The sequence below is a fragment of the Stenotrophomonas indicatrix genome, from assembly GCF_050573115.1.
GTDB classification, from domain to species: Bacteria; Pseudomonadota; Gammaproteobacteria; order Xanthomonadales; family Xanthomonadaceae; genus Stenotrophomonas; species Stenotrophomonas lactitubi_A.
In genome coordinates this window covers 193,502-216,441 of the sequence record NZ_JBNYZT010000002.1, presented here as the reverse complement: position 1 = coordinate 216,441, position 22,940 = coordinate 193,502, and the positions used below count along the sequence as shown (strand labels likewise).

Annotated in this window: 28 protein-coding genes; 21 read left to right on the top strand and 7 right to left on the bottom strand. The window is 66.5% G+C overall.

Going from position 1 to position 22,940, the window contains the following annotated elements; translation table 11 throughout:
• The first annotated feature begins 49 nt into the window (after positions 1 to 49).
• The gene (locus ACQ5SA_RS06950; RefSeq protein WP_089239317.1) at positions 50 to 847 is read left to right on the top strand and encodes a DUF3108 domain-containing protein; all 798 of its coding nucleotides are present in this window, start codon (positions 50 to 52) and stop codon (positions 845 to 847) included.
• 2 nt (positions 848 to 849) lie between these two features.
• Positions 850 to 1,533, top strand: coding sequence for a DUF3108 domain-containing protein (locus ACQ5SA_RS06945; protein WP_499313630.1), 684 nt, complete (start codon positions 850 to 852; stop codon positions 1,531 to 1,533).
• A 105-nt stretch (positions 1,534 to 1,638) separates the two neighbouring features.
• Here the strand turns inward: ACQ5SA_RS06945 and ACQ5SA_RS06940 are convergent, their stop codons facing one another.
• From ACQ5SA_RS06940 to ACQ5SA_RS06930, 3 genes are read right to left on the bottom strand one after another with little or no spacing between them, the layout of a single operon-like run.
• Positions 1,639 to 1,953 carry an EF-hand domain-containing protein gene (locus ACQ5SA_RS06940; RefSeq protein WP_353101924.1) on the bottom strand — a complete coding sequence of 105 codons (315 nt, stop codon included), beginning with the start codon at positions 1,951 to 1,953 and terminating at the stop codon, positions 1,639 to 1,641.
• Complete coding sequence (gene murA, locus ACQ5SA_RS06935; protein WP_108266763.1) at positions 1,950 to 3,224, bottom strand: UDP-N-acetylglucosamine 1-carboxyvinyltransferase; 1,275 nt, start codon at positions 3,222 to 3,224, stop codon at positions 1,950 to 1,952. The genes ACQ5SA_RS06940 and murA overlap by 4 nt, the downstream gene beginning before the upstream one ends.
• 21 nt (positions 3,225 to 3,245) lie before the next feature.
• Positions 3,246 to 3,476, bottom strand: coding sequence for a BolA family protein (locus ACQ5SA_RS06930; RefSeq protein ID WP_089239309.1), 231 nt, complete (start codon positions 3,474 to 3,476; stop codon positions 3,246 to 3,248).
• 54 nt (positions 3,477 to 3,530) lie between these two features.
• On the opposite strand from ACQ5SA_RS06930, the gene ACQ5SA_RS06925 reads away from it, so the two are divergent.
• From ACQ5SA_RS06925 to ACQ5SA_RS06845, 17 genes are all read left to right on the top strand, one after another.
• Positions 3,531 to 4,532, top strand: coding sequence for a KpsF/GutQ family sugar-phosphate isomerase (locus ACQ5SA_RS06925; protein WP_353101476.1), 1,002 nt, complete (start codon positions 3,531 to 3,533; stop codon positions 4,530 to 4,532).
• A 66-nt stretch (positions 4,533 to 4,598) separates the two neighbouring features.
• Positions 4,599 to 5,147: a KdsC family phosphatase gene (locus ACQ5SA_RS06920; RefSeq protein WP_499313620.1), complete on the top strand. Its 549-nt coding sequence runs from the start codon at positions 4,599 to 4,601 to the stop codon at positions 5,145 to 5,147.
• On the top strand, positions 5,144 to 5,719 hold the full coding sequence (gene lptC, locus ACQ5SA_RS06915) for an LPS export ABC transporter periplasmic protein LptC (protein ID WP_353101480.1): 576 nt from the start codon (positions 5,144 to 5,146) through the stop codon (positions 5,717 to 5,719). The genes ACQ5SA_RS06920 and lptC overlap by 4 nt, the downstream gene beginning before the upstream one ends.
• Before the next feature lie 105 nt (positions 5,720 to 5,824).
• Entirely contained in the window at positions 5,825 to 6,349 is a 525-nt protein-coding gene (lptA, locus tag ACQ5SA_RS06910) for a lipopolysaccharide transport periplasmic protein LptA (RefSeq protein WP_025874018.1), read from the top strand.
• Positions 6,349 to 7,068, top strand: a complete 720-nt coding sequence (gene lptB, locus ACQ5SA_RS06905; RefSeq protein WP_353101484.1) for an LPS export ABC transporter ATP-binding protein — start codon at positions 6,349 to 6,351, stop codon at positions 7,066 to 7,068. The genes lptA and lptB overlap by 1 nt, the downstream gene beginning before the upstream one ends.
• Before the next feature lie 40 nt (positions 7,069 to 7,108).
• Complete coding sequence (locus ACQ5SA_RS06900; protein ID WP_353101486.1) at positions 7,109 to 8,548, top strand: RNA polymerase factor sigma-54; 1,440 nt, start codon at positions 7,109 to 7,111, stop codon at positions 8,546 to 8,548.
• 58 nt (positions 8,549 to 8,606) lie between these two features.
• Positions 8,607 to 8,924 (top strand): ribosome hibernation-promoting factor, HPF/YfiA family, encoded by a 318-nt coding sequence (hpf, locus tag ACQ5SA_RS06895; protein WP_004147311.1) that lies wholly within the window; start codon positions 8,607 to 8,609, stop codon positions 8,922 to 8,924.
• Between the two features lie 21 nt (positions 8,925 to 8,945).
• Positions 8,946 to 9,398 carry a PTS sugar transporter subunit IIA gene (locus tag ACQ5SA_RS06890; RefSeq protein WP_032977285.1) on the top strand — a complete coding sequence of 151 codons (453 nt, stop codon included), beginning with the start codon at positions 8,946 to 8,948 and terminating at the stop codon, positions 9,396 to 9,398.
• Positions 9,395 to 10,345, top strand: a complete 951-nt coding sequence (hprK, locus tag ACQ5SA_RS06885) for an HPr(Ser) kinase/phosphatase (protein ID WP_004147299.1) — start codon at positions 9,395 to 9,397, stop codon at positions 10,343 to 10,345. The genes ACQ5SA_RS06890 and hprK overlap by 4 nt, the downstream gene beginning before the upstream one ends.
• Before the next feature lie 26 nt (positions 10,346 to 10,371).
• A complete protein-coding gene (rapZ, locus tag ACQ5SA_RS06880; protein ID WP_230113210.1) occupies positions 10,372 to 11,256 on the top strand; it encodes an RNase adapter RapZ in 885 nt (294 codons plus the stop codon).
• A gap of 410 nt (positions 11,257 to 11,666) precedes the next feature.
• On the top strand, positions 11,667 to 12,059 hold the full coding sequence (locus ACQ5SA_RS06875; protein WP_089239297.1) for a PTS sugar transporter subunit IIA: 393 nt from the start codon (positions 11,667 to 11,669) through the stop codon (positions 12,057 to 12,059).
• Positions 12,052 to 12,321 (top strand): HPr family phosphocarrier protein, encoded by a 270-nt coding sequence (locus tag ACQ5SA_RS06870; protein ID WP_230113211.1) that lies wholly within the window; start codon positions 12,052 to 12,054, stop codon positions 12,319 to 12,321. Before ACQ5SA_RS06875 ends, ACQ5SA_RS06870 begins: the two co-directional genes overlap by 8 nt.
• 2 nt (positions 12,322 to 12,323) lie before the next feature.
• A complete protein-coding gene (ptsP, locus tag ACQ5SA_RS06865; RefSeq protein ID WP_180163782.1) occupies positions 12,324 to 14,093 on the top strand; it encodes a phosphoenolpyruvate--protein phosphotransferase in 1,770 nt (589 codons plus the stop codon).
• A 218-nt stretch (positions 14,094 to 14,311) separates the two neighbouring features.
• Entirely contained in the window at positions 14,312 to 15,673 is a 1,362-nt protein-coding gene (mgtE, locus tag ACQ5SA_RS06860) for a magnesium transporter (RefSeq protein WP_025874026.1), read from the top strand.
• Positions 15,674 to 15,684: 11 nt separating this feature from the next.
• Positions 15,685 to 15,951, top strand: a complete 267-nt coding sequence (locus ACQ5SA_RS06855; RefSeq protein ID WP_230113213.1) for a hypothetical protein — start codon at positions 15,685 to 15,687, stop codon at positions 15,949 to 15,951.
• Positions 15,952 to 16,021: 70 nt separating this feature from the next.
• Positions 16,022 to 16,819 (top strand): carboxylesterase family protein, encoded by a 798-nt coding sequence (locus ACQ5SA_RS06850; RefSeq protein WP_499313612.1) that lies wholly within the window; start codon positions 16,022 to 16,024, stop codon positions 16,817 to 16,819.
• Between the two features lie 101 nt (positions 16,820 to 16,920).
• Positions 16,921 to 17,412 carry an REP-associated tyrosine transposase gene (locus tag ACQ5SA_RS06845; protein WP_499314005.1) on the top strand — a complete coding sequence of 164 codons (492 nt, stop codon included), beginning with the start codon at positions 16,921 to 16,923 and terminating at the stop codon, positions 17,410 to 17,412.
• A gap of 191 nt (positions 17,413 to 17,603) precedes the next feature.
• Here ACQ5SA_RS06845 and ACQ5SA_RS06840 read toward each other — a convergent pair whose 3' ends face one another.
• From ACQ5SA_RS06840 to ACQ5SA_RS06830, 3 genes are read right to left on the bottom strand one after another with little or no spacing between them, the layout of a single operon-like run.
• Positions 17,604 to 18,554 carry an aspartate carbamoyltransferase catalytic subunit gene (locus ACQ5SA_RS06840; RefSeq protein ID WP_089239291.1) on the bottom strand — a complete coding sequence of 317 codons (951 nt, stop codon included), beginning with the start codon at positions 18,552 to 18,554 and terminating at the stop codon, positions 17,604 to 17,606.
• A 17-nt stretch (positions 18,555 to 18,571) separates the two neighbouring features.
• Positions 18,572 to 19,039 carry a Holliday junction resolvase RuvX gene (gene ruvX, locus ACQ5SA_RS06835; protein WP_025874031.1) on the bottom strand — a complete coding sequence of 156 codons (468 nt, stop codon included), beginning with the start codon at positions 19,037 to 19,039 and terminating at the stop codon, positions 18,572 to 18,574.
• Entirely contained in the window at positions 19,032 to 19,598 is a 567-nt protein-coding gene (locus ACQ5SA_RS06830) for a YqgE/AlgH family protein (RefSeq protein WP_108264821.1), read from the bottom strand. Before ACQ5SA_RS06830 ends, ruvX begins: the two co-directional genes overlap by 8 nt.
• An 81-nt stretch (positions 19,599 to 19,679) precedes the next feature.
• Here ACQ5SA_RS06830 and ACQ5SA_RS06825 point away from each other — a divergent pair, with 81 nt between their 5' ends.
• Together ACQ5SA_RS06825 and ACQ5SA_RS06820 are read left to right on the top strand one after the other, a co-directional pair.
• Positions 19,680 to 21,368 (top strand): DUF4153 domain-containing protein, encoded by a 1,689-nt coding sequence (locus tag ACQ5SA_RS06825; protein WP_499313609.1) that lies wholly within the window; start codon positions 19,680 to 19,682, stop codon positions 21,366 to 21,368.
• Positions 21,369 to 21,487: 119 nt separating this feature from the next.
• Positions 21,488 to 22,033 (top strand): DNA-3-methyladenine glycosylase I, encoded by a 546-nt coding sequence (locus ACQ5SA_RS06820; protein WP_394196040.1) that lies wholly within the window; start codon positions 21,488 to 21,490, stop codon positions 22,031 to 22,033.
• A gap of 33 nt (positions 22,034 to 22,066) precedes the next feature.
• Here the strand turns inward: ACQ5SA_RS06820 and ACQ5SA_RS06815 are convergent, their stop codons facing one another.
• Positions 22,067 to 22,774 (bottom strand): YitT family protein, encoded by a 708-nt coding sequence (locus ACQ5SA_RS06815; RefSeq protein WP_165780962.1) that lies wholly within the window; start codon positions 22,772 to 22,774, stop codon positions 22,067 to 22,069.
• Positions 22,775 to 22,940: the final 166 nt, after the last annotated feature.

Here is a 22,940-nt window from a genome sequence, read left to right as displayed (position 1 = left end):
CTGACTGCGGGGCTGGCATTCTGCCCCCCTCCTGCGGTTCCTGTCGGCCATGAAGACCACGTCCCTGCTGCGTACAACCCTGCTGCTGCCGCTTGCCGTCCTCGCCTGTGCGGGCTGGGGCCAGGCAACAGCGCCTGCTGCGCCGGCACCTGCCGAGGTGGCGCCGCCGGTGCTGCCTGCACTGGCCTGGGAGCCGCCGCCGCTGCAGCCGTTCAGCGCGACCTACCAGGCCTTCTACAAGAGCAAGGAAGCAGGCGATGCGACCATGCAGGTCACTCACACCGGTGGCAACCAGTGGCGGGTGGACATGCAGGTAGTCGGCCGTCGCGGCTTTGCCAGCGTGCTCGGCCTGAACATCGAGCAGAGCACGGTGTTCGAGGAGCGCAACGGTGTCTATGCGCCACTCAGCCAGAGTACGGTGCGAAAAGGCCTGTTCCTTGGCAAGAAGGCCGTCGGCACCTACAACTGGCAGGCCGGCACCGCGCAGTGGAGTGGCGACGTGGAAAAGAAGCGCGCACAGCCGATTCCGCTGCAGGCCGGCGATCAGAGCGCCCTGCTGATGAACCTGGCGATCATGCGCGATGCCCGCCCTGGCGCGACCATGCACTATCGCTACGTCGACATGGGCAAGGTGCGCCAGCACGATTACCAGGCCGCGCCGCAGACCGAGAACGTCGAGGTCGGCGACCTGTCCTACAACGCGCTGCGGGTCTATCGGACCAACGGCGGCAACAACGAAACCATTCTCTGGATCGCCAACGGTGTCCCCACCCCGGTGCGCATCCTGCAACGCGAAGATGGCGAAGATCGCGTCGATCTGCGCCTGATCGAATACCAAGGAGTCTGAGCATGAATACCCTGACCCGCCCCCTGACCTGGATCGCCGCTGCCGCATTTTCGGTGGTCAGCCTGCCGGCCATGGCACTGCAGCCGTTCAAGGCCGACTACCTGGCCAGCTACATGGGCATGCAGGCCAACGGCAGCATGACCCTGGCCAGCGAAGGTACCAACAAGTGGCGTTACAGCCTGCAGGTCAAGAACCAGCTGGCCGACCTGAGCCAGACCACCGTGTTCGAGGAAGTGCGCGGGCAGCTGCGCCCGCTCAGCAGCCAGGACCGCTCGGCGTTGCTGGTGAAGAAGCGCAATGTGCAGGCGAACTACAACTGGACCAGCAACCAGGCCACCTGGACCGGTGACATCAAGCCGGACCGCGCCGGACCGATCGCGTTGAAGGCCGGCGACATGGACGCGCTGCTGATCAACCTGGCCATCGCCCGCGACCTGGCTGCCGGCAAGCCGCTGACCTATCGCATGGTTGACGAAGGCCGGGTCAAGAACATGACCTACCGTGTGGTGGGCAAGGAATCGATCACCGTGGGCGGCAAGAGCTACGAGGCCACCAAGGTCTCGCGCACCGACGGCAACAAGGAGCTGATTGCCTGGATCGTGCCGGAGTTCCCGGTGCCGGCGCGCATGCTGCAGCGTGAAAGCGGTCGCGATGCGCTGGACCTGACCATCAAGGCGATGAACTGACGCACGAACCGGTAGTGCCGGCCGCTGGCCGGCATCCATTCGTGGGGTTGCCGGCCAGCGGCCGGCACTACCAAATGAAAAACGCCCGCTTTCGCGGGCGTTTTTTTATTTCTTCGGTTCTTCCGCTGGCGCGAACTCGGTGCGGCAGTCCACCCGGATCTGCTCGCCCGTGGATCGGCGCACGAACGTACGGCAATGGCGGTTGCCCTCCTGGCTGTCGTTCACCGCCACCGCATAGAACGACTGGATGATCTCGTCACGGGTCACCGTACCGTCGCCATTCCAGTCCATGTCCTTCTGCTCGATGCCCTTGGTGATGGCGATGTTGGCGTACCAGGCGTAGCCCAGCCACGCCAGTACGATCAGCACCAGCGCCAGCAGCGCCTTGCGGCGACGGCTGAACTTGCCGCGCAGGATCATGCGGCCACGCGCCGGATGGTGGCGCCGAGCGAAGACAGCTTCTCTTCGATGTTCTCGTAGCCGCGATCAAGGTGGTAGATGCGATCGATGGTGGTATCGCCATCGGCCATCAGACCGGCCAGGATCAGCGATGCCGATGCGCGCAGGTCGGTCGCCATCACCGGCGCACCGCTCAAGCGTTCGTGACCGCGCACGATGGCCGTGTGGCCTTCCACCTGGATGTCCGCGCCGAGGCGCAGCAGTTCGTTGACGTGCATGAAACGATTTTCGAAGATCGTTTCGTTGATCACGCCCACGCCGTCGGCCACGCAGTTGAGCGCCATGAACTGCGCCTGCATGTCGGTCGGGAACGCCGGGTACGGCGCGGTGGTCAGGTTGACCGCCTTCGGCCGCTTGCCGTGCATGTCCAGGGTGATGCTGTCTTCGGTGGTCTCGATGGTCGCGCCGGCTTCCACCAGCTTGGCCAGCACGGCGTCCATGGTGTTCGGGCGCGCGCGGTTGACGGTGACCTTGCCACCGGTCATCGCTGCCGCTACCAGGAAGGTGCCGGTTTCGATGCGGTCGGGTAGCACTTCATGGCGGCCACCGGACAGGCGTTCGACGCCTTCGATGACCAGGCGGGCGGTGCCCAGGCCTTCGATCTTCGCACCCAGCGCGATCAGGCAGTGCGCCAGGTCGGTGACTTCCGGTTCCATCGCCGCGTTGTCGAGGATGGTGGTGCCTTCGGCCAGCACCGCTGCCATCAGCACGTTTTCGGTACCGGTCACGCTGACCATGTCGAAGGTGAAGTGGCCACCCTTCAGGCGCTTGGCGGTGGCCTTGATGAAGCCGTTCTCGACCACGATGTCCGCACCGAGTGCCTGCAGGCCCTTGATGTGCTGGTCGACCGGACGCGAGCCGATCGCGCAGCCGCCGGGCAGCGACACTTCGGCCGCGCCGAAGCGGGCCAGCAGCGGGCCCAGCACCAGGATCGAGGCGCGCATGGTCTTGACCAGCTCATACGGAGCCACATGCTGGTTGACCGGGCGCGGGTCGACCACGATCGCGCTGCCGCGCGACAGCGTGCCCTGGTCGATGGTCACTTTCGCGCCCAGTTCGCCCAGCAGCTTCACCGTGGTGACCACGTCGTGCAGATGCGGCACGTTGGTGATCTCCACCGGCGCGTCGGCCAGCAGGGTTGCGCACAGGATGGGGAGGACGGCGTTCTTGGCGCCGGAGATGCTTACTTCACCGTGCAGCGCAGCGCCGCCGGTCACAACGATCTTGGCCATGTATTGGGGATCTTCTGCGGTTCAGCCGGCTTCGGCCGGGGTCACGGTTTTCAATGCGAGCGCGTGGATCGCGCCGCCCATCAGGTCGCCCAGAGTGGCATACACCATCCGGTGGCGGGCCAGCGGCATCTTGCCGGCAAAGGCCTCGCTGACCACGGTCGCTTCGAAATGCACGCCATCGTCACCCTGCACGTCGGCGCGGGCGCCGGGCAGGCCGGTTTCGATCAGATTGCGGATGGTGTCGGCGTCCAACGGGCTTTCCTAATAAAATGTGCGTCCATTCTACTTCCGCTGCGTGGCGTCCGCATGGCCGAATCCCTGTTGCCCCCCCGTTCCGCCGACCCTGCCGCCCTGGTCGCCAGTGGCCGGCGCGTGTTCGAGATCGAACGGCAGGCGCTGGACGCCGTGGCCGACCGCCTCGGCGACGCCTTCCAGCAGGCCTGCCGGGCGATCCTGGGCGGCCGCGGCCGGGTGGTCGCCACCGGCATGGGCAAGTCCGGCCATGTCGCGCGCAAGATCGCCGCCACCCTGGCCTCCACCGGCACCCCGGCGTTCTACGTGCACCCGGGCGAGGCCGGCCACGGCGACCTGGGCATGATCACCGAGGACGACGTGGTGCTGGCGCTGTCCTATTCGGGTGAATCGGATGAGCTGCTGATGCTGCTGCCGGTGCTCAAGCGCCAGGGCAATGTGCTGATCGCCATGACCGGCCGGCCGCAGTCGAGCCTGGCCAGCGCCGCCGATTTCCACCTGGATGTGAGCGTGCCGGCCGAAGCCTGCCCGCTGGCGCTGGCGCCCACCTCCAGCACCACCGCCTCGCTGGCGATGGGCGACGCCCTCGCGGTGGCCCTGCTGGACGCGCGCGGCTTCACTGCCGACGATTTCGCCCGCTCGCACCCGGCCGGCAGCCTCGGCCGCCGACTGCTGCTGCACATCACCGACGTCATGCACACCGGCGAGGACCTGCCCAAGGTCGATGTCGGCGCCAGCCTCAGCGAAGCACTGATGGAGATGAGCCGCAAGCGCCTGGGCATGACCGCCGTGGTCGACGACCAGGGTGTGTTGATCGGCCTGTTCACCGACGGCGACCTGCGCCGCGCCCTGGACACCGACCTGGACGTGCGCACCGCGAAGATTGCCGATGTGATGACCCGGCAACCGCGCACCATCAGCGCCGACAAGCTGGCGGTAGAGGCTGCGCGGCTGATGGAAACCCACAAGATCACCGGCCTGATCGTAGTCGACAGCCAGGGCCGCGCGGTCGGCGCCCTGAACATTCATGACCTGTTGCGGGCGCGGGTGGTTTAACCGACAGTCCGTAGACCCCATTCAGTCTGTACCAACGAGCCCGCAACCACCGAGTCCGATGCCCTGATGCCCTGGTCCCCCCTGCCCGCCTTTCCCGCCCACCTGCATGCCACCGCAGCCGCTATCCGCCTGGCCTGCTTCGACGTGGACGGCACCCTCACCGACGGTCGGCTGTACTACGACAAGGATGGCAACGAGAGCAAGGCGTACTTCGTGCAGGATGGCCTGGGCCTGAAACTGCTGCAGCAGCACGGTATCCACCCCGTGCTGATCACCGCGCGCAACAGCCAGTCCGCGCTCAAGCGCGGCGCCGACCTGGGCATCGACACCCAGATCGCCGTCGGCGACAAGCTGGCCAGCGTGCAGGCGCTGTGCGCGCAGCACGGCATCGGCCTGGAGCAGGTGGCCTTCATGGGTGACGACCTGCCGGACCTGGCGCCGCTGGGCGCGGTCGGCCTGGCCGTGGCGCCGGCCAATGCCCATCCGTGGATCGCAGAGCGTGTGCACTGGATCACCCGCGCCGACGGCGGCCGTGGTGCCGCGCGCGAGCTGTGCGACGTGCTGTTGGCCGCACAGGGCCGCCTGGACGCCGTGCTGGCGAGGTTCGGCGCATGAATGCCCCCTCCTTGAACTGGCGGATGATCCTCGGCGTCGGTCTGCTGCTGGCTGCCCTGCTGAGCAGTTGGGCCGCGCTGCGCAACCGTGAAAAGGCACCTGCCGTCGAGGGCCAGGACGCCGGTGTGGACTACATCCTGCATGACTTCCAGATCGTCGCCTTGGACGAGCACGGCAAGGAATCGACCACCCTGCGCGCGCCCCTGCTGGAACGCCAGCGTGGCGACCAGACGCTCAACATCACCACCCCGCTGTTCGAAATGCCCGACAAGGATGGCAAGCACTGGACGCTGCGTGCCGAGACCGGCTGGCTCAGTGCCAAGGGCGACGAGATGAAGCTGCGGGGCAACGTCGCCGGCGACAGCCCGGCCGATCCCGGCGTGGTCCCGACCACTTTCCGCACCGACCACCTGGATGTATTCCCGAAGGACAACCGCGCCCGTACCGATGCCCTGGTGACCATGACCCGGCCGGGCATGGAGCAGTCCGGCGTCGGGTTCGAGGTGGATTCGAAGAACAACACGTATCATTTCCTCAGCCAGTCCAAGGGCCGTTACACGCCCAAGCGCTGATTCCGCCGCCCGCCCGCGACGTCTTCCCGACAGGCGCGAAGCAGGCAGCCCCCACCCGCCGCCCCCGGTCCCGCCGGAGGGCCACCACCGGTAGAACGGACCCCGATGAAGATTCCCTTTGCAGCCGTGCTCGCGCTCAGTCTTCTTGTCCCCGCTGTCGCCTTTGCCAAGTCGACCGACCGCAATGAAGCGATGAATATTGATTCCGGCGCACAGTCCGGCACCCTCACCGGTGACGGCAAGACCGTGCTGTCGGGCGGCGTGATCATCACCCAGGGCACGCTGGACCTGCGTTCGTCCGAGGCCGAGATCTACCTCAAGGGCGGCGAAGCCGTGCGTGCGGTGTTCACCGGCAAGCAGGCCAAGATGAAGCAGCAGCTCGACGATGGCACCTGGATGGATGCGGTGGCCGACCGGATCGACTACGACATCACCACCGAGATCATCACCCTGACCGGCAACTACAAGGTCACCAGCGCGCGCGGCACCAATGCTGGCCAGCGCATGGTCTACAACACCCGCAGCGGTGAGATGAACTCCGGCGGCGATGGCAGCCGCGTGCGCACCGTGATTCCGCCGAAGAACAAGACGCCTGCTGCCGCCCCGGCCCCGGCGGGAGGCAAGAAGTAATGCTCGTCGCTACTGGCCTGCGCAAACGCTACAAGCAGCGCGAAGTCGTCAAGGACTTCGGGCTGACTCTGGATGCCGGTGAAGTGGTCGGCCTGCTGGGTCCCAACGGTGCCGGCAAGACCACCTGCTTCTACATGATCGTCGGCCTGGTCGGTGCCGATGCCGGCAGCATCGTGCTGGACGGCAAGGACATCACCGGCGACCCGATGTACACCCGCGCCAAGCAGGGTGTGGGTTACCTGCCGCAGGAACCGTCGGTGTTCCGCAAGCTGACCGTGGCCGACAACCTGCGTCTGGTGCTGGAACTGCGCGAGGACCTGGATTCGACCGGCCGCGAGCGCGAACTGAACAGCCTGCTCGACGAACTGCAGCTGGGACACGTGTCCGAACAGCTCGGCGCCAGCCTGTCCGGTGGTGAGCGTCGTCGTTGCGAGATCGCGCGTGCACTGGCCGCCAAGCCGCGCCTGATCCTGCTCGACGAACCCTTCGCTGGTGTGGACCCGATCTCGGTCGGCGAAATCCAGCGCATCGTCACCCATCTCAAGCAACGCGGCATTGGTGTGCTGATCACCGACCACAACGTGCGCGAGACCTTGGGAATCTGCGACCGCGCGTATATCCTCGCAGAGGGCACCGTATTGGCCCAGGGCTCGCCGGAGGCGATCCTGGACAACGCCGACGTGCGCCGCGTCTACCTTGGGGATTCCTTCAAGCTGTAACCGCGGCCGCCGGGCCCTCTCCCTTCCGTTCGGCACAGGCATGAAGACTCGGCTGCAGACATCGTTGGGACAGCAGCTGGTGCTTACGCCCCAGCTGCAGCAGGCGATCAAGCTGCTGCAGATGTCCACGACCGAGCTGGAGCTGGAAATCGCCCAGGCGGTGGAGAGCAATCCACTGCTGGACTGGTCCGACAGCAGCGACGAAGGCGCCGGTGTCGACAAAGACGCCAGCAGCGACGACGCGGGCGGCGACAATGACGCCCCGCCCGACAACGCTGAAAGCAGCGGCGACGACTGGGCGCCCGCCGAACTGGACTGGAGCAGTGGCGGCAGCGGCGGTAGTTTCGATGATGACGACGACAACGGCAGTGCCGCCGAGCGCGTCGCCGAAACCGAAACCCTGGCCGACCATCTGCTGTGGCAGCTACACCTGACCCATCTGTCCAACCGCGACCGCAGCATCGGTGCCGCGCTGATCGATTCGCTGGAAGACGACGGCTATCTGCGCGAGCCGCTCTCGGCCATCGCCGAAGCGCTGTTGCCGGCGATCCACGCCGGTGAAGACGAAATCCTGACCGTGCTGCACCAGATCCAGCGCTTCGACCCCGTTGGCGTGGCCGCACGCAGCCTCGGCGAATGCCTGCAACTGCAGCTGGACGTGCTGCCTGCCGACACCCCGTGCCTGGCCCTGGCCCGACAGGTCGCCGCCGGCCCGCTGGAACAACTGCCTCGCAGCGGCGTGACCGGCCTGGCCCAGCAGCTGAAGCAGCCGTTGGCCGAGGTCGAGACCGCCGTGGCCCTGCTGCGCTCGCTGGACCCTCGCCCCGGCACCCAGATCGCTCCGCTCGCCCAGGACACCTACGTGGTCCCGGACGTGGTCGTGTGGCGGCAGAACGGCATCTGGCGCGCCGCGCTGGCCGCCCATGCCGGCCCCAAGCTGGTGATCCACCGCGGTTACGAGCAGATGATCCGTCGCTGCGGTGACGCCGATGCCGGTTATCTGCGCGGCCAACTGCAGGAGGCACGCTGGCTGCTGAAGGGTCTGCAGGCGCGTGGCGAGACGCTGCTGCGGGTGGTGCGCAGCCTGATCCAGCAGCAGGCCGGCTTCCTTGAATTCGGCGAACAGGCACTGCGCCCGCTGACCCTGCGCGAGATCGCAGGCGAGCTGGGCCTGCACGAATCCACCGTGTCGCGCGCGATCGCCCGCAAGCACGTGCGTACGCCGCGCGGCACCCTGCCGCTGCGCGCCTTCTTCGCTTCGGGCATCGACACCGACGGCGGTGGCGAAGCATCCAGTACCGCCATCCAGGCCATGATCCGGCGCCTGATCGATGACGAGAACCCACGCAAGCCGCTTTCTGACGCCAAGCTGGCTGACCTGCTCAAAACATCGGGAATCCCAGTAGCGCGGCGCACCGTGGCGAAGTATCGTGAGGCCATGAACATCTCCGCCTCGCACGAAAGAGTCAGAATCGTTTGACGCGCCGCCGCGCCCGGCGGAGAGGTTCATTGGCACATCCGATCAAAGGAGAAACCCGATGCGCATCGAAACGTTTGGCAAAGATGTCGAAGTCACCCCGGCCCTGCAGTCCTATGTAGAGGAGAAGCTGGCCCGGATCGGCAAACACTTCGACCAGCACTGCGAAGCGCGGGTGACCCTCAAGCTGCAGAAGACTGAACACCACGTCGATGCCAGCCTCAATATTCCGGGTCAGACCCTGCACGCTGAAGCCAATGCGCAGACCATGTATGCCGCGATCGACCTGCTGGCGGACAAGCTTGACCGCCTGGTGATCAAGCACAAGGAGAAAAAACAGCAGCACGCACCGCTGCCGGTGGGCGACAATGGTGGCTGATCGCCACCGCTTCCCGCAGACATGCCCCTGACTGACCTCCTGGCGGCCGTGCAGACCCAGCTCTGCACGGCCACCGACCGCGACAGCGTCCTGCAGGCCGCGGCCGGATTGCTGGCCTGCCGCCAGGCCAATGCCGAACAGATCTATCTCAACCTGTGCCAGCGCGAAGCGCTGGGCAGTACCGCGATCGGTTACGGCATCGCCATCCCGCATGGTCGTGCGCCGACCCTGGATCGACCCCGAGGCGCGCTGCTGCGTCTGCAGACCCCGGTCGATTTCGGTGGCGACGAGCCGGTGGACCTGGTGTTCGCCATGGCCGTTCCCGCCCACTACACCCATCAACACCTGATGCTGCTGTCCGAGCTGGCCGAGCTGTTTTCCGCGCCCTGCATCCGCCAGGCGCTGCGCGAGGCCGGTGATGCACGGGAGCTGCGCCAGGCCCTGGACCTTACCCCACCGGCGAGCGCCGCATGAATACCAGCATCACTGCCCGCGAACTGTTCGAACAGCAGCGTGAGCGGCTCGGCCTGCGTTGGGCAGCGGGCAAATCCGGCGAGAAGCGCGAACTGGAGGCCGGCAATACGGTCTCGCGTCGCCCTTCGCTGGCCGGCTATCTCAATGCGATCTATCCCAACAAGGTGCAGATCCTCGGTACCGAGGAACTGTCCTGGCTGGACGCGCTGGAACCACGCCAGCGTTGGGAAACCATCGAAAAGATCATGCAGTCACACCCGCTGGCCCTGGTGCTGACCCGCAACCAGCCGTGCCCGGAAGATCTGCGTGCGGCCGCTGATGAATCCGGCACGCCGCTGTGGCTGTCGCCCAAGCGCGGCCACGAACTGCTCAACCACCTGTCCTACCACCTGGCGCGGACGCTGGCGCCGCGGGTGATCCTGCACGGCGTGTTCATGGAGATCTACTCCATCGGTGTGCTGATCACCGGTGAAGCCGGATCAGGCAAGAGCGAACTGGCCCTGGAACTGCTCAGCCGCGGTCACCGTCTGGTGGCCGACGACGCCCCCGAGTTCACCCAGATTGCCCCCGACGTGCTCGATGGCACCTGCCCGGAACTGCTGCAGGACCTGCTGGAAGTGCGTGGCCTGGGCGTGCTGAACGTGCGCGAGATGTTCGGCGACACCGCTGTAAAGAAGAACAAGTACCTTCGGCTGATCGTCCACCTGACCAAGCCGATGACCGAGCCCACCCCCCATGGTTACGAGCGCCTGACCGGCGACTCGGGCACGCGCCATGTGCTGGACCTGGACGTGCCGCTGATCACCCTGCCGGTGATGCCCGGCCGCAACCTGGCCGTGCTGACCGAGGCGGCCACCCGGCTGCACATTCTGCGTACCAAGGGTATCGACCCGGCGGCGATGTTCATCGCCCGCCACAGCAACCTGCTGGAACGGCGAACGCCCTGACCCCCTGTCCTTCGAAGAGTCCGTCCATGAGCACCGTCATTCCCACCGCCCCGACCCTGATCATCGTCAGTGGCCTGTCCGGCTCGGGTAAATCCGTCGCCCTGAAGACCTTCGAGGACCAGGACTACTACTGCTCGGACAACCTGCCGATCCAGCTGCTGCCGGATTTCGTGCGCAATGTCCTGAGCCATCACGACGGTGCCGCATCGCGCCGGTTGGCGGTGGGCATCGATGTGCGCGGACAGAGTGACCTGACCCAGCTGTCCAGCTGGCGGCAGCTGGCCACCGATGCCGGGGTGGACGCCAAGGTGCTGTTTTTCGAGGCCAGCGATGAAACGGTGCTCAAGCGCTATGCCGACACCCGTCGCCGGCACCCGCTGAGCCAGCTGGGCCTGTCGCTGCCGGAAGCGATCGCCCGCGAGCGCGAACTGATCGCGCCGCTGCGCCGCGAAGCCGATGCGGTGATCGATACCAGCGCGTTGAACGTGCATCAGCTGCGCCGCCGCATCATCACCGAATTCGCGATGGGCCATGCCACCCGCCTGTCGCTGCTGTTCGAATCGTTCGCCTACAAGCGTGGCGTGCCGGCCGAGGCCGATTTCGTGTTCGACGCGCGTGTGCTGCCCAACCCGCACTGGGATCCGGAACTGCGGGCGCTGAGCGGTCGCGAGCCGGGCGTGCGCGACTACCTGGAAGCGCAGCCGGATGTGCAGCGCTATCTGGCGCAGCTGATGGATTTCCTGGATACGTGGCTGCCCAAGCTGGGCGATGGCACCCGCAGCTATGTGACGGTGGCCTTCGGTTGTACGGGTGGCAAGCACCGCTCGGTGTTCCTGGCCGAACGCCTGGCGCGCCATGCGCGTGAGATGGGCTGGGAAGACGTGGCGACGTACCACCGCGAGCAGGATTGAGGGTGGTCGGCCGGGCTGCGCCCGGCACCCGCAGAAGCCACGGCAACGTCAACGGCAAGAGCCGGATTGCGTGGGATGGCGGGGTGGGTCCGGTTGCGGGGGACGCCGTAAACCCATCCCTGGGGGCTTGGCCGCGGCATCCATGCCGCGGACACCCCCGCAACCGGACCCACCCCGCCTCTGACAGATCGCGGCGCGTCGTCGTTTCGCTGTTGGTGGGTGTCGACCTTGGTCGACACGGTAGATCCACGCCATGCGTGGATGAATCTCTGTCATGCATCGAAAAACGGATGGGGTCGGAGCCCTTTTTCAACGAAAGAGGGCTCCGACCCGAGCAACACTGAATACGGGACACAGTGCCCCTCTGCTGCTGCTATCGCCAATTCACCTTGACCTGTTAACGTGCAGTAATGACCTGTGGCATTCTCCTCGTAACACATCCTGGGGTCGGGATCGCCCTGCTCGACGTGGCGACCCGGCTTCTGCGGCAGTTGCCGTTGAAAACCGAAGCTTTCGAAGTACCGTTCGACGCAGACCTGGATGCTCTGCTCCCGCTCGCCTCGGCCGCTCTGCGGCGGGTCGATGGGGGTGAGGGCGTGCTGATCCTGACCGACCTGTACGGCGCCAGCCCCGCCAACCTTGCCGGGCAGCTGGCCCGGTTGGGGACCCCGGTTCGCCGGGTGTCGGCGCTGAGTCTGCCGATGTTGCTGCGGGTGATGAATTATCCGGAACAGGGACTGGATCAACTGCCTGCCACTGCGGCGGCGGGCACCCGTAATGGAGCGATAGTCGACGATGCTTGAACGAGAACTCATTGTGAGCAACCGCCTGGGCCTGCATGCCCGGGCAACCGCCAAGCTGGTGCAGACCCTGGCGCCGTTCCGCTGCAACGTGACCATGGCCGCCAAGGGCCGTGAGATCAACGCCAAGAGCATCATGGGCGTGATGCTGCTGGCGGCTGGGCAAGGCACGCCGGTCACCATCCGCATCAACGGCGAAGACGAAGTCGCTGCGATGGACGCGGTGGTAGAGCTGTTCGAGCGCCGCTTCGACGAGGACAACTGAGCGTGCCGCGCGCGCGCGCCGGCCAAGCCCCCACCGGCCAACGGCCGGTACAGCTGCTGGCCGGGCACGGCGCCGCCCGCGGTACTGCGATGGGCCGCGCCCGCGTGCGCCTGCCGCATGCGCTGGAAGTAGCCGAACAGCGCGTCACCCCTTCCCAGGTTGAATCCGAGCTGGCACGCCTGCACCGCGCCGTGGACGCGGCGCGCACGGAAATGCACGAGCTGCGCCAGCGCCTGCATGGTGCGCTGAACCAGGAAGTGGGCGAGTTCCTCGACCTGCATGCACTGTTGCTGGACGATCCCGAACTGCTGTTCGGCCTGGACGAACTGATCCGCAGCGGTCCCTACAGCGCCGGCTATGCGTTGCGACTGCAGCGCGACCGCTTGGCCAAGGTCTTCGATGGCATGGACGATGCCTACCTGAAGAGCCGCATGGACGACCTCGACCATGTGATCGGGCGCATCCATGCGTTCCTGCAGCCCGAGCGCCCGGCAGCGGTAAAGGGCCTGGCCGGTGAAATCCTGGTCTGCGACAACATCGCCCCTTCCGAGCTGGCCCAGCTGCAGTCGCACGGTGTGGTCGGCATCGTGACCAGCGCGGGCAGCGCGCTTTCGCACAGTGCGATCCTCGCCCGCAGCCTGCACCTGCCGTTGATCGTCAACGTGCCGCAGCTGCTGAGCAAGGTGATCGATGGCGACGTGCTGATCATCGATGGCGCCGACGGCAGCATCACCGTCAACCCACAGGCCGACAACCTGCGTGATTACCGCGCACGCCTGAAGGAGCACGCACGCGAGCAGCGCGAGCTCGGCCGCCTGCGCAGCAAGCCCAGCCGTACCCGCGACCAGGTCGACATCGCCCTGCTGGCCAATGCCGAATCGCTGGAAGATGTGACCCAGGCACATGCGCTGGGCGCCCACGGTCTTGGCCTGTATCGCACCGAATTCCTGTTCCTGCAGCGCAACGAACTGCCGGACGAAGAAGAACAGTTCCAGACCTACCGCGATGCGGCGCTGGGCATGAGTGGCCGGCCGGTGACCATCCGCACCCTCGACCTGGGCGCAGACAAGGCCGACCGCACCGGCCTGACCCTGAGCAATGAGGAAAACCCGGCGCTGGGCCTGCGCGGCGTGCGCCTGTCGCTGGCCCGCCCCAAGGTGGCCGACACCCAGATGCGCGCGATCCTGCGTGCCTCGGCCTACGGCAAGCTGCGCGTGCTGGTGCCCATGGTCAGCACCCGCGACGAACTGCTGGCGGTACGCCGGCGCATGCTGAAACTGGGCGAGCAGCTGCGCGCCGAGGGCCACATGGTGGCCGAGCATGTGCCACTGGGCGCGATGATCGAAGTGCCCGCCGCCGCGCTGGCCTTGGAGAGTTTCATCGACCTGGTCGACTTCCTGTCGATCGGTACCAACGATCTGGTGCAGTACCTGCTGGCCGCCGACCGCAACAACGAAGCACTGGGCGAACTGTATTCACCGCTGCACCCGGCCGTGCTGCGCCTGCTGCAGATGGTGATCGAGACCGGCGCCCGCCATCGCATTCCGGTGGCGGTCTGCGGCGAAATCGCGGGCGACGCACGGATGACCCCGCTGCTGCTGGCGCTGGGCCTGACCGAGTTCAGCCTGCACCCGGGCACCCTGCTGGAAGTACGCCGGGCTGTCCGTGATGCCGACCTGGGCGCCCTGCGTGCCCGCGCACCGAAGCTGCTGGGCATGCGTGACCGCCGCGGCATCGAGCGCTGGCTGGCGTTGGTGGCGGACGCGTCCTGATTCCCGTCGGTAATGCCGGCCGCTGGCCCGCAACCTCATGGACCTTCGGCAGGCATGTTGCAGTTGCCGGCCAGCGGCAGGCACTACCATCGCCCGGCATAGCCGCCATGCCCGGCGGCTATGCGTTGAAACATCCCCTTGCGATAATGACGCGCTGAACACCCCTGTTGCCGCATCCTTGCAAGGATCGCGGCTTTTCTTATCCCGCGGGAGCTGCGATGGCTGAGGCTGTACGCCACGACAAGACTGCGCGCCAGTTGCGGATGCTGTCCGATGCACTGGACAGTGGTCGGCTGGGCCCGGTACGCCGTCTGGTCAATACCCTGGCGCCGGCCGAGATCGGCAACCTGCTCGAATCGCTGCCACCGGGCAAGCGCGAGATCGTCTGGGGCCTGGTCGATCCGGAAGACGACGGCGAGGTGCTGGTTCACGTCGGCGACGACGTGCGCGAAAGCCTGCTCGCGGACATGGACCCGGACGAGATCATCGCCGCGGTCGAAGACCTGGACATCGACGATCTGGCCGACCTGGTCGAAGACCTGCCGGACACGGTCATCGACGAAGTCCTCAAGTCGATGGACCGCGAGAACCGCGAGCGCCTGGAGCAGGTGCTGTCCTACCCCGAGGACAGCGCTGGCCGCCTGATGAACCCGGACGTGGTGACGGTGCGTGCCGACGTCAACGTCGACGTAGTGCTGCGCTACCTGCGCCTGCGCGGCGAACTGCCCGACCATACCGACCACCTGTTCGTGGTCAGCCGCCGGCACCAGTACCTGGGCCGCGTGTCATTGGCCTCGCTGGTGACCCACGAAGACACCACGCCGATCAACCGCCTGATCGACGACGAGCAGCCTGCCATCGATGTCGGCGAGAGCGACCAGGAAGTGGCGCGGCAGTTCTCCGACCATGACTGGATCTCCGCGCCGGTGGTGGATGACAACAACATCCTGATCGGCCGCATCACCATCGATGACGTGGTCGACATCATCCGTGGCCAGGCCGAGCACCAGGCGCTGGGCGCCGCCGGCCTGGACGAGGACGAGGATCTGTTCAGTCCGGTCTGGCGCGCGATGCGGCGCCGTTTGATGTGGTTGTCGGTGAACCTGTGCACGGCCTTCCTGGCCTCCAGCGTAGTCGGCCACTTCGAAGGCACCATCGACAAGCTGGTCGCACTGGCCGTGCTGATGCCGATCGTCGCCGGGCTCGGCGGCAATGCCGGCACCCAGGTGCTGGCGCTGATGGTGCGCGGCCTGGCGCTGGGCCAGGTCGGCAGTTCCAACGCACGCACGCTGCTGTGGAAGGAAGTGCGGGTCGCCCTGCTCAATGGCGTGGTGCTCGGCTCGGTACTGGGCCTGATCGTGCTCGCCTGGTTCCACTCGCCCGGACTCTCGGCGGTGATCGCCATCGCGCTGACCTGCAACCTGTTGTTCGCGGCACTGGCCGGCGTGTTGGTGCCCTTGGGTCTGAAGCGCTTCGGCTTCGACCCTGCACTGGCCAGCGGCATCTTCCTGACCGCGGTCACCGACTCGATGGGCTTCTTCACCTTCCTCGGCCTGGCCACCATGGTCCTGCTGCACTGACTGGAACTGCCATGGCAACGACAATCGAAAACTACTTTGCGCCGGGTTGGCGCGACCAGCCTCACACCTGCGCGGCCTGCGAGTGGAAAGGCAGTTCACGGGCAATGGTGATGGAGCTGGACGAGGACGCCACCGAGTACGTGTGCCCGGTCTGCGAGAACCCGTTGCTGGTGGTGCTGCACCCGGACATGGCGCAGGTGCAGGCCGCAGCCGCAGGCGGCAATGCCGAAGCACAGGAGCAGCTGGACATCATCGCCAGCTTCCCGCGCCCGCAGTGATGCGGCGCACGATGCCGGGCCAGCCGCAGCGCACTACCATCGAAGCGACCTCGCCCTCTTGGGAATCGCCATGCTTCGATCGTTCTCGCGCTGGCTGCCGCTGCTGGTCCTGCTGATGATGACCGGGTGCGCCAGTACGCCGCCCGGTGCGCGCGGCCACTTCGAGGCACGTGCAGTGAAGGTGGAAGGCGAAACCGCCTACTACCAGGTGTTCATTCCAGCCGAAGCCGCGCGCGCGTCTGGGCCTCTGCCGGTGATGCTGTTCCTGCACGGTTCCGGTGAGCGCGGCGGCGATGGCGTGAAGCAGACCCACGCGGGCCTGGGCCCGTACCTGCGTCAGCACGCTGCCGACTTCCCCGCGCTGGCGGTGTTTCCGCAGGTACCCGGCCGTGAAGAATGGAGCGGCCGCAACAATCGTGTGGCGATAGCGGCACTGGACGCCACGATTGCCGAATTCGGCGCCGACCCGGCAAGGCAGTACCTGACCGGGATGTCGATGGGCGGCTACGGCAGCTGGAACATCGCCCTGGATGACCCACAGCGCTTCGCCGCGATCGTGCCGGTCTGCGGTGCGGTACTGGCGCCGCGTGCGGTACGTCCCACCCTGTTCGTGGAGCAGGTGACGAACGAAGCGGATCCCTATGCAGTGATCGCGCAACGGTTGCAGCGCACCCCGATCTGGATCTTCCACGGCGCGCTGGATGATGTGGTGCCGCCGGATGACGACCGCCGGCTGCATGCCGCCTTCCAGACCGCCGGCGCGCGTGACGTGCGCTATACCGAGTACGCGGAAGGCAACCACAACGCCTGGGATGCCACCTACGCCGACGCGGCAATGTGGGCGTGGTTGTTCAAGCAGAAGCGCTGAGCGCCTGTTCTGGTAGATGCCAACCTTGGTTGGCACTGGCCTACCCAAGATCAAGCCATTCCCCGATGTTCGTCGCAGGCATGTCCGCCCAAGCTTGCGCCATGCAAAACGTCCGACTCCTGCTCGGCCGTCGCTCCAGTGTCGGCCTCAGCTACCTCCTCACTACCGTCGTGGATCGCCGCGCGCCCCTGTTCGCCGACGATGCTGCCGCAGCCCTCGCAATCCAGGAATTCCAGAGGCTCGATCAGGAAGGCTTCACCCGCTCGATCGCCTACGTAGTCATGCCCGATCACATTCACTGGCTGGTCGAACTGCGTGCAGGAACACTGGAAACCGTCATGAAGCGCTTCAAATCGCGCACGGCGCAGCAGGCAAACCGGTTGCTGGGAAGGGTCGGGCGTTTCTGGCAGGCCTGCTACCACGATCATGCGATCCGCTCGGACGAATCGTTGTACCGGCATGCGATGTACCTGATGGGTAATCCGATCAGGGCGGGTCTGACGACGCAGTTGGGGCAGTATCGGCACGCATGGTGCGAGTGGGAGCTCGAGGCCTTGGGTGATCGGCCGGAGGCATTCAGCACGGACGGATAGTGCCAACCAAGGTTGGCATCTACCAAAGCAGTGCACGTGCCAACCAAGGTTGGCATCTACCAAAGCAGTGCACGTGCCAACCAAGGTTGGCATCTACCAAAGCAGTGCACGTGCCAACCAAGGTTGGCATCTACCAGAGCGGGGCATGTGCCAACCGAGGTTGGCACCCACCAAAGCAGCGACGCGGGGTCTCAACCCAGCAGGGTTTCCAGCACCGCCATGCGTACGGCGACGCCGTTGGCGACCTGGCGCAGCACCCACGACTGCGGGCCGTCGGCCACGTCGTCGGTCACTTCCACGCCGCGGTTGATCGGGCCCGGATGCAGCACGGCTGCATCCTTGCCGGCGCGGGCCAGGCGTGCGGTGTTCAGGCCGTACTGCGCGTGGTACTGCTCCAGCGACGGCACCAGACCTTCTTCCATGCGCTCGCGCTGCAGGCGCAGCATCATCAGCGCGTCGACGCCTTCCAGCATCGCGTCGAAATCATCACCCACCACGCAGCCCTTCAGGGTGTCGTCGTCCGGCAGCAGCGACTGCGGGCCGCACACGCGGATCTCGCCCACGCCCAGCGTGCGCAGCGCATGCAGGTCGGTGCGGGCCACGCGCGAGTGCTTGACGTCGCCGACGATCACCACCTTCATCTTCGAGAAGTCCGGGCCCTTGGCCTGGCGCAGGGTCAACATGTCCAGCAGGCCCTGGGTCGGGTGCGAGCTGCGGCCGTCGCCGGCATTGACCAGTGCGGTGCCCTCGCCCGCCACGGCAGCCAGCGCTGCCACGGCGCCGTCGTCCGGGTGGCGTACGACGAAACCACGCACGCCCATCGCTTCCAGGTTCTTCAGCGTGTCGCAGGCGGTTTCGCCCTTGCGCGTGGACGAGGTGGAAGCGTCGAAGTTCAGCACGTCCGCACCCAACCGCTGCGCCGCCAGATGGAACGAGCTGCGGGTACGGGTGGAGGGTTCGAAGAACAGGGTGCACACCGCCGACCCGCCCAGCACGTGGCGCTTGTTGCCGACGCGGCCCACCGCGGCATCGCGGATCTGGCCGGCGCGGTCGAGCAATTGCACCAGGGTGTCGCGGGGAAGACCTTCAAGCGTCAACAGGTGGCGCAGGCGGCCGGAGTCATCGAGTTGCTGGGCGGTCATGGCGGGGGTTCGTATCGTCAGGGAATGGGAATGGCGTCGTCCGGCGACGACAACCAGCGGTCGATGATCACCGCCGCAGCCACGGCATCGAGAGCAGCCGCATCGCGGCGGCGCTTGCGCCCTTCGGCGCGTTCGACGGCGAAGCGGCGGGCAGCCTCGACCGAGCTGGAACGCTCGTCGATCATTACCACCGGCAGTTTGAAACGTTCCCGCAGCTGGCGGGCAAAGCCCTGCGCGCGCTTGCGGTTGGGCTGGTCCTGGCCGTCCAGGGTCAGCGGATCGCCAACCACCAGGCCATCGGGCTTCCATTCCTTGAGCAGGCGTTCAATCGCCGCCCAGTCGGGACCATTGCCGTGCACATCGACCACGGCCACCGCGCGCGCATGCGCGGCGAACGCACTGCCGATCGCCACACCGATCCGGCGCGAGCCGACATCGAAACCGAGCACGGTGCCATCGCGGCGGATGAGGGCCGGCTCAGACATGGCCGCTGTAATCGGTCAGCCGGAACAGATCGACGCCAATACGCGACGCGGCGCCCTGCCAGCGCTGTTCCAGCGGCAGCTGGAACACCAGTTCGGCGTCGGCCGGCACGGTCAGCCAGCTGTTTTCGGACAGTTCGCTTTCCAGCTGGCCGGCACTCCACCCCGCGCAGCCCAGGGTGACCACGGCATTGGCCGGGCCTTCGCCGCGCGCCATCGCCTCGAGGATGTCACGCGAGGTGGTCAGGTACAGGCCGTCACCGACGATCAGGCTGGAATCCCACGCGCGCGCATCGTCATGGATGACGAAACCACGTTCGGGATGCACCGGCCCGCCATTGAGTACTGGACGCGCCTGCAGACCACCATCGACGGTGGCGATGTCCATCTGCGCCAGTACTTCGCCCAGGGTGTACTCGGAAGGCTGGTTGACCAGCACCCCCATTGCGCCGTTCTCGTCGTGCTGGCAGATCAGCGCAACGGTGCGGGCGAAGGTGGCGTCGATCAGCGACGGCAGCGCCACGAGCAGGTGATTGGCGAGGGAAGTCGGCGTTACTGGCATGGGCGTCATTCTAACCGCTGCGGCAGGATGCGGGCGCGAAGGGATGGGCTAGGATGGCGCTCTTGCAAAGAGGACGACCCGATGCAGCAGGACGCAACGCTGTCATGGCCCACCCGCAGCATGATCGTGTTGATCGCATTGCTGCAGGGGCTGATGCTTTTCGCCGCCCAGGAACTGGCCGATCAATGGCCGTTCCGGGACATCGGCTGGCGCTACTGCTGGTATGCCTGGGTATTGACCGTGCCCACCGCGGTGGCGTTGACGCTGGTCGATCTGAAGGCGTGGCGCCTGTGGCTGCACGCCGGGCTGGCCTCGCTGCTGGTGCTTGCGCTGGCGGCCTGGGCCGCCTGGAACCTGAGCGGAGAAACCGCGCTGTATGCGGCCGGGCTGCAGGTTCCGCTCTCGGTCTGCCTGGCGGTTGCCACGTTCATTGCCCTGCCGTGGTGGCAGTTCCGTCTGCATGCGGGTCATTGGCGGGCCGACTATGGCGCACTGTTCGAGCGCGCCTGGCAGAACGGCCTCACCCTGGTGCTCGCGGCGGTGTTCACCGGCCTGACCTGGTTGCTGCTGTGGTTGTGGGCAGCACTGTTCCAGATGGTCAAGGTCGACTTCTTCGACGAGCTGTTCGGCAGCGATGCCTTCATCGCCCTGGCCACCGGCATGCTGGCGGGCTTCGGCGTGCTGATCGGGCGCACCCAGCATCGCGCGATGCAGATCACCCGCCAAGTGCTGTTCGCCATCTGCCGCGGCCTGCTGCCGTTGCTGTCGTTCATCGCGGTGCTGTTCGTGCTGTCGCTGCCGTTCACCGGGCTGGCGCCGTTGTGGGCCACGCGCTCGGCCGCCAGCCTGCTGCTGGTGCTGGCGGTGCTGCTGATCAGCCTGGCCAACGCGGTCTACCAGCACGACGACGGCACCCCGCCCTACCCGGCCTGGCTGCGCCGGCTGGTCGAGGCCAGCCTGCTGGCATTGCCGATCTACGCCGGCCTGGCGCTGTACGCAATGACGCTGCGGGTCAGCCAGTACGGCTGGACCCTCTCGCGCTTCTGGGGCTTTGCGGTTGCGGTACTGATCGCCGGCTATGCAATCGGCTACGCCTTCGCCGCACTGCGCCGGCAGGGCCGTTGGCTGCATCGGCTTGAGCCGGTCAACCGCTGGATGTGCTGGACCGTACTGGCCACTGCACTGCTGGCCATCTCCCCGGTGATCGACCCGGTGCGCATCACCCTGGCCAGCCAGATGAAGCGCCTGCGCGCCGATCCCGCGCTGATGACCGCGGACGCGGCCAACCAGCTGCGATTCGAGCTGGGCCGCCGTGGTGTGCAGGCGCTGCGCACGCTGCAGAAGGCGCCATCCTTGGCGGCCGACACCCGCGCCTCCAGCATCATCGTGCAGGCACTGGCCCGACAGAAGCGCGAATCGCGCTGGGACAACAACATCGACGATGGCGTGCGCGACCTGGCCGGCCTGAAGGCACGGATCGTGCTGGCCAAGGGCACCGCATCGCCAGCCGATGACTGGTGGCAGGCAGTACTGGATAGGCGCTTGAGCGCGGGCGATTGCCTGGACGCCGACAAGATCGGCGACAACCGCTGCGTCGCCCTGCGTCGTGACCTGGACGGCGATGGCGAAGATGAAGTGCTGCTGTGCATGACCACCCTGTACAGCGGTCCGCGCTGCCAGCTGCACGTGCGTGAACCGGCTGGCTGGAGAAAGGAGGGTGATGTTTCCTTCCAGGACGTTGACCAGCGCACTTCCAACGAGGCCCCATAGGCCCTGCGCGATGGCCGCTTGACCGTGCAACCGCCGCGCTGGCCGACGCTGCTGCTTGACGGCACGGCGGGTCAGCTGGAGATTGATCGCAGCAAAGACCGCGCGGAGGCGGCAACACCATGAGCGGATACTGCCGCATCGCCCCGGGCCACCCGGTGCACGAGTACTACCACGCCAACGAATACGGTTTCCCGCAGCGCGATGAGCGCGAGTTGTTCGAGCGCCTGCTGCTGGAGATCAACCAGGCCGGCCTGAGCTGGGAAACCATCCTGAAGAAGCGCGAGGGGTTCCGCGCGGCCTATGACGCTTTCGACGTCGATCGCGTCGCCGCCTATGCCGAGCAGGACATCGAGCGCCTGTTGTCGGACCCTGGCATCATCCGCAACCGGTTGAAGGTGCTGGCCGCGATCCACAACGCGCAGGTGATCCAGCAGCTGCGCCGGAGCCACGGCAGCTTCGCCGCGTGGCTGGACGCCCATCACCCGCGCAATAAAGCTGACTGGGTGAAGCTGTTCAAGAAGACCTTCCGCTTCACCGGCGGCGAGATCACCGGCGAGTTCCTGATGAGCCTGGGCTACCTGCCGGGCGCGCATGCCGAGGACTGCCCGGTGCACGCCAAGCTGCTGAAGCTGGCACCGCCATGGGTGCAGGCATCCGCCCGGTAGTGCCGGCCGCTGGCCGGCATTGCCCGTGAGCCGTCAGACGCCCATGTAACGGCCCGGACGGTGGTTGAACATCAGCACCAGGCTGAGCACCACCGCACCGATGGCCGAGTACATCACCTTCGACGGCGACAGCACGAAGAACGCGGCCACCATCAGGCACGCATCGAAGGACATCTGCACCTTGCCGGCGCTCCAGCCACGGGTGCGCTGCAGGTACACCGCCAGGATGCCGATGCCGCCGAGGCTGGCGCGGTGGCGGATGAAGAACAGGATGCCCAGGCCGGACAGCGCGCCACCGACCAGCGCCGAGTACAACGGCGCGATATGCGAGAAGTCGGCCCAGCGCGGCAGGATGTCGGTCAGCAGGCCGCAGGCGGTGACCGCCGCGAACGTCTTCAGGGTGAATTCCCAGCCCATGCGGCGCACCGCCACCCAGTAGAACGGCAGGTTGACCAGCACGAACACCAGGCCGAAGTTCCAGCCCATCGTGTAATGCAGCAGGAACGCCATGCCGGCCATGCCCCCGATCATCAGCCCGCTCTTGGCGAAGATCGCCAGGCCCAGCGACGCCACCAGCATCGCCAGCACCATGCCTTGCGCGTCCTCGGCGACCGAGTGGCGCAGTGCCTTTTCATCGGCGGGGGTGCCGGCGACATCGGGCGGCGGGGTCAGCGGACCAGCGGTGACCAGGTGGCCGTCAGCGTCGTCGCACGGCGCCGGGCCATGGGATTGGAGGGACATACAGGTGGGGGCACTACGGGTGGGGAGCGGTATTAGACACGATCTGCATGACAGTTGCAGATGAAATCGTTCAGTTGGGAGTTCCGGCGAACGGCGCAGCCCCTCGTGGCTGGGCGTATCAACAGCAAAAGCCGCGCTTGGCCGGGGGAGATGGGTTCGCGGGGGA

Bases quoted from the DNA above. Each gene is read 5' to 3' on its own strand.
- ACQ5SA_RS06950 (WP_089239317.1), top strand. From the start codon at position 50: ATGAAGACCACGTCCCTGCTGCGTACAACCCTGCTGCTGCCGCTTGCC.
- ACQ5SA_RS06945 (WP_499313630.1), top strand. From the start codon at position 850: ATGAATACCCTGACCCGCCCCCTGACCTGGATCGCCGCTGCCGCATTT.
- ACQ5SA_RS06940 (WP_353101924.1), bottom strand. From the start codon at position 1,953: ATGATCCTGCGCGGCAAGTTCAGCCGTCGCCGCAAGGCGCTGCTGGCG.
- murA (WP_108266763.1), bottom strand. From the start codon at position 3,224: ATGGCCAAGATCGTTGTGACCGGCGGCGCTGCGCTGCACGGTGAAGTA.
- ACQ5SA_RS06925 (WP_353101476.1), top strand. From the start codon at position 3,531: ATGGCCGAATCCCTGTTGCCCCCCCGTTCCGCCGACCCTGCCGCCCTG.
- ACQ5SA_RS06920 (WP_499313620.1), top strand. From the start codon at position 4,599: ATGCCCTGGTCCCCCCTGCCCGCCTTTCCCGCCCACCTGCATGCCACC.
- lptC (WP_353101480.1), top strand. From the start codon at position 5,144: ATGAATGCCCCCTCCTTGAACTGGCGGATGATCCTCGGCGTCGGTCTG.
- lptA (WP_025874018.1), top strand. From the start codon at position 5,825: ATGAAGATTCCCTTTGCAGCCGTGCTCGCGCTCAGTCTTCTTGTCCCC.
- lptB (WP_353101484.1), top strand. From the start codon at position 6,349: ATGCTCGTCGCTACTGGCCTGCGCAAACGCTACAAGCAGCGCGAAGTC.
- ACQ5SA_RS06900 (WP_353101486.1), top strand. From the start codon at position 7,109: ATGAAGACTCGGCTGCAGACATCGTTGGGACAGCAGCTGGTGCTTACG.
- hpf (WP_004147311.1), top strand. From the start codon at position 8,607: ATGCGCATCGAAACGTTTGGCAAAGATGTCGAAGTCACCCCGGCCCTG.
- ACQ5SA_RS06890 (WP_032977285.1), top strand. From the start codon at position 8,946: ATGCCCCTGACTGACCTCCTGGCGGCCGTGCAGACCCAGCTCTGCACG.
- hprK (WP_004147299.1), top strand. From the start codon at position 9,395: ATGAATACCAGCATCACTGCCCGCGAACTGTTCGAACAGCAGCGTGAG.
- rapZ (WP_230113210.1), top strand. From the start codon at position 10,372: ATGAGCACCGTCATTCCCACCGCCCCGACCCTGATCATCGTCAGTGGC.
- ACQ5SA_RS06875 (WP_089239297.1), top strand. From the start codon at position 11,667: ATGACCTGTGGCATTCTCCTCGTAACACATCCTGGGGTCGGGATCGCC.
- ACQ5SA_RS06870 (WP_230113211.1), top strand. From the start codon at position 12,052: ATGCTTGAACGAGAACTCATTGTGAGCAACCGCCTGGGCCTGCATGCC.
- mgtE (WP_025874026.1), top strand. From the start codon at position 14,312: ATGGCTGAGGCTGTACGCCACGACAAGACTGCGCGCCAGTTGCGGATG.
- ACQ5SA_RS06855 (WP_230113213.1), top strand. From the start codon at position 15,685: ATGGCAACGACAATCGAAAACTACTTTGCGCCGGGTTGGCGCGACCAG.
- ACQ5SA_RS06850 (WP_499313612.1), top strand. From the start codon at position 16,022: ATGCTTCGATCGTTCTCGCGCTGGCTGCCGCTGCTGGTCCTGCTGATG.
- ACQ5SA_RS06845 (WP_499314005.1), top strand. From the start codon at position 16,921: ATGCAAAACGTCCGACTCCTGCTCGGCCGTCGCTCCAGTGTCGGCCTC.
- ACQ5SA_RS06840 (WP_089239291.1), bottom strand. From the start codon at position 18,554: ATGACCGCCCAGCAACTCGATGACTCCGGCCGCCTGCGCCACCTGTTG.
- ruvX (WP_025874031.1), bottom strand. From the start codon at position 19,039: ATGTCTGAGCCGGCCCTCATCCGCCGCGATGGCACCGTGCTCGGTTTC.
- ACQ5SA_RS06830 (WP_108264821.1), bottom strand. From the start codon at position 19,598: ATGCCAGTAACGCCGACTTCCCTCGCCAATCACCTGCTCGTGGCGCTG.
- ACQ5SA_RS06825 (WP_499313609.1), top strand. From the start codon at position 19,680: ATGCAGCAGGACGCAACGCTGTCATGGCCCACCCGCAGCATGATCGTG.
- ACQ5SA_RS06820 (WP_394196040.1), top strand. From the start codon at position 21,488: ATGAGCGGATACTGCCGCATCGCCCCGGGCCACCCGGTGCACGAGTAC.
- ACQ5SA_RS06815 (WP_165780962.1), bottom strand. From the start codon at position 22,774: ATGTCCCTCCAATCCCATGGCCCGGCGCCGTGCGACGACGCTGACGGC.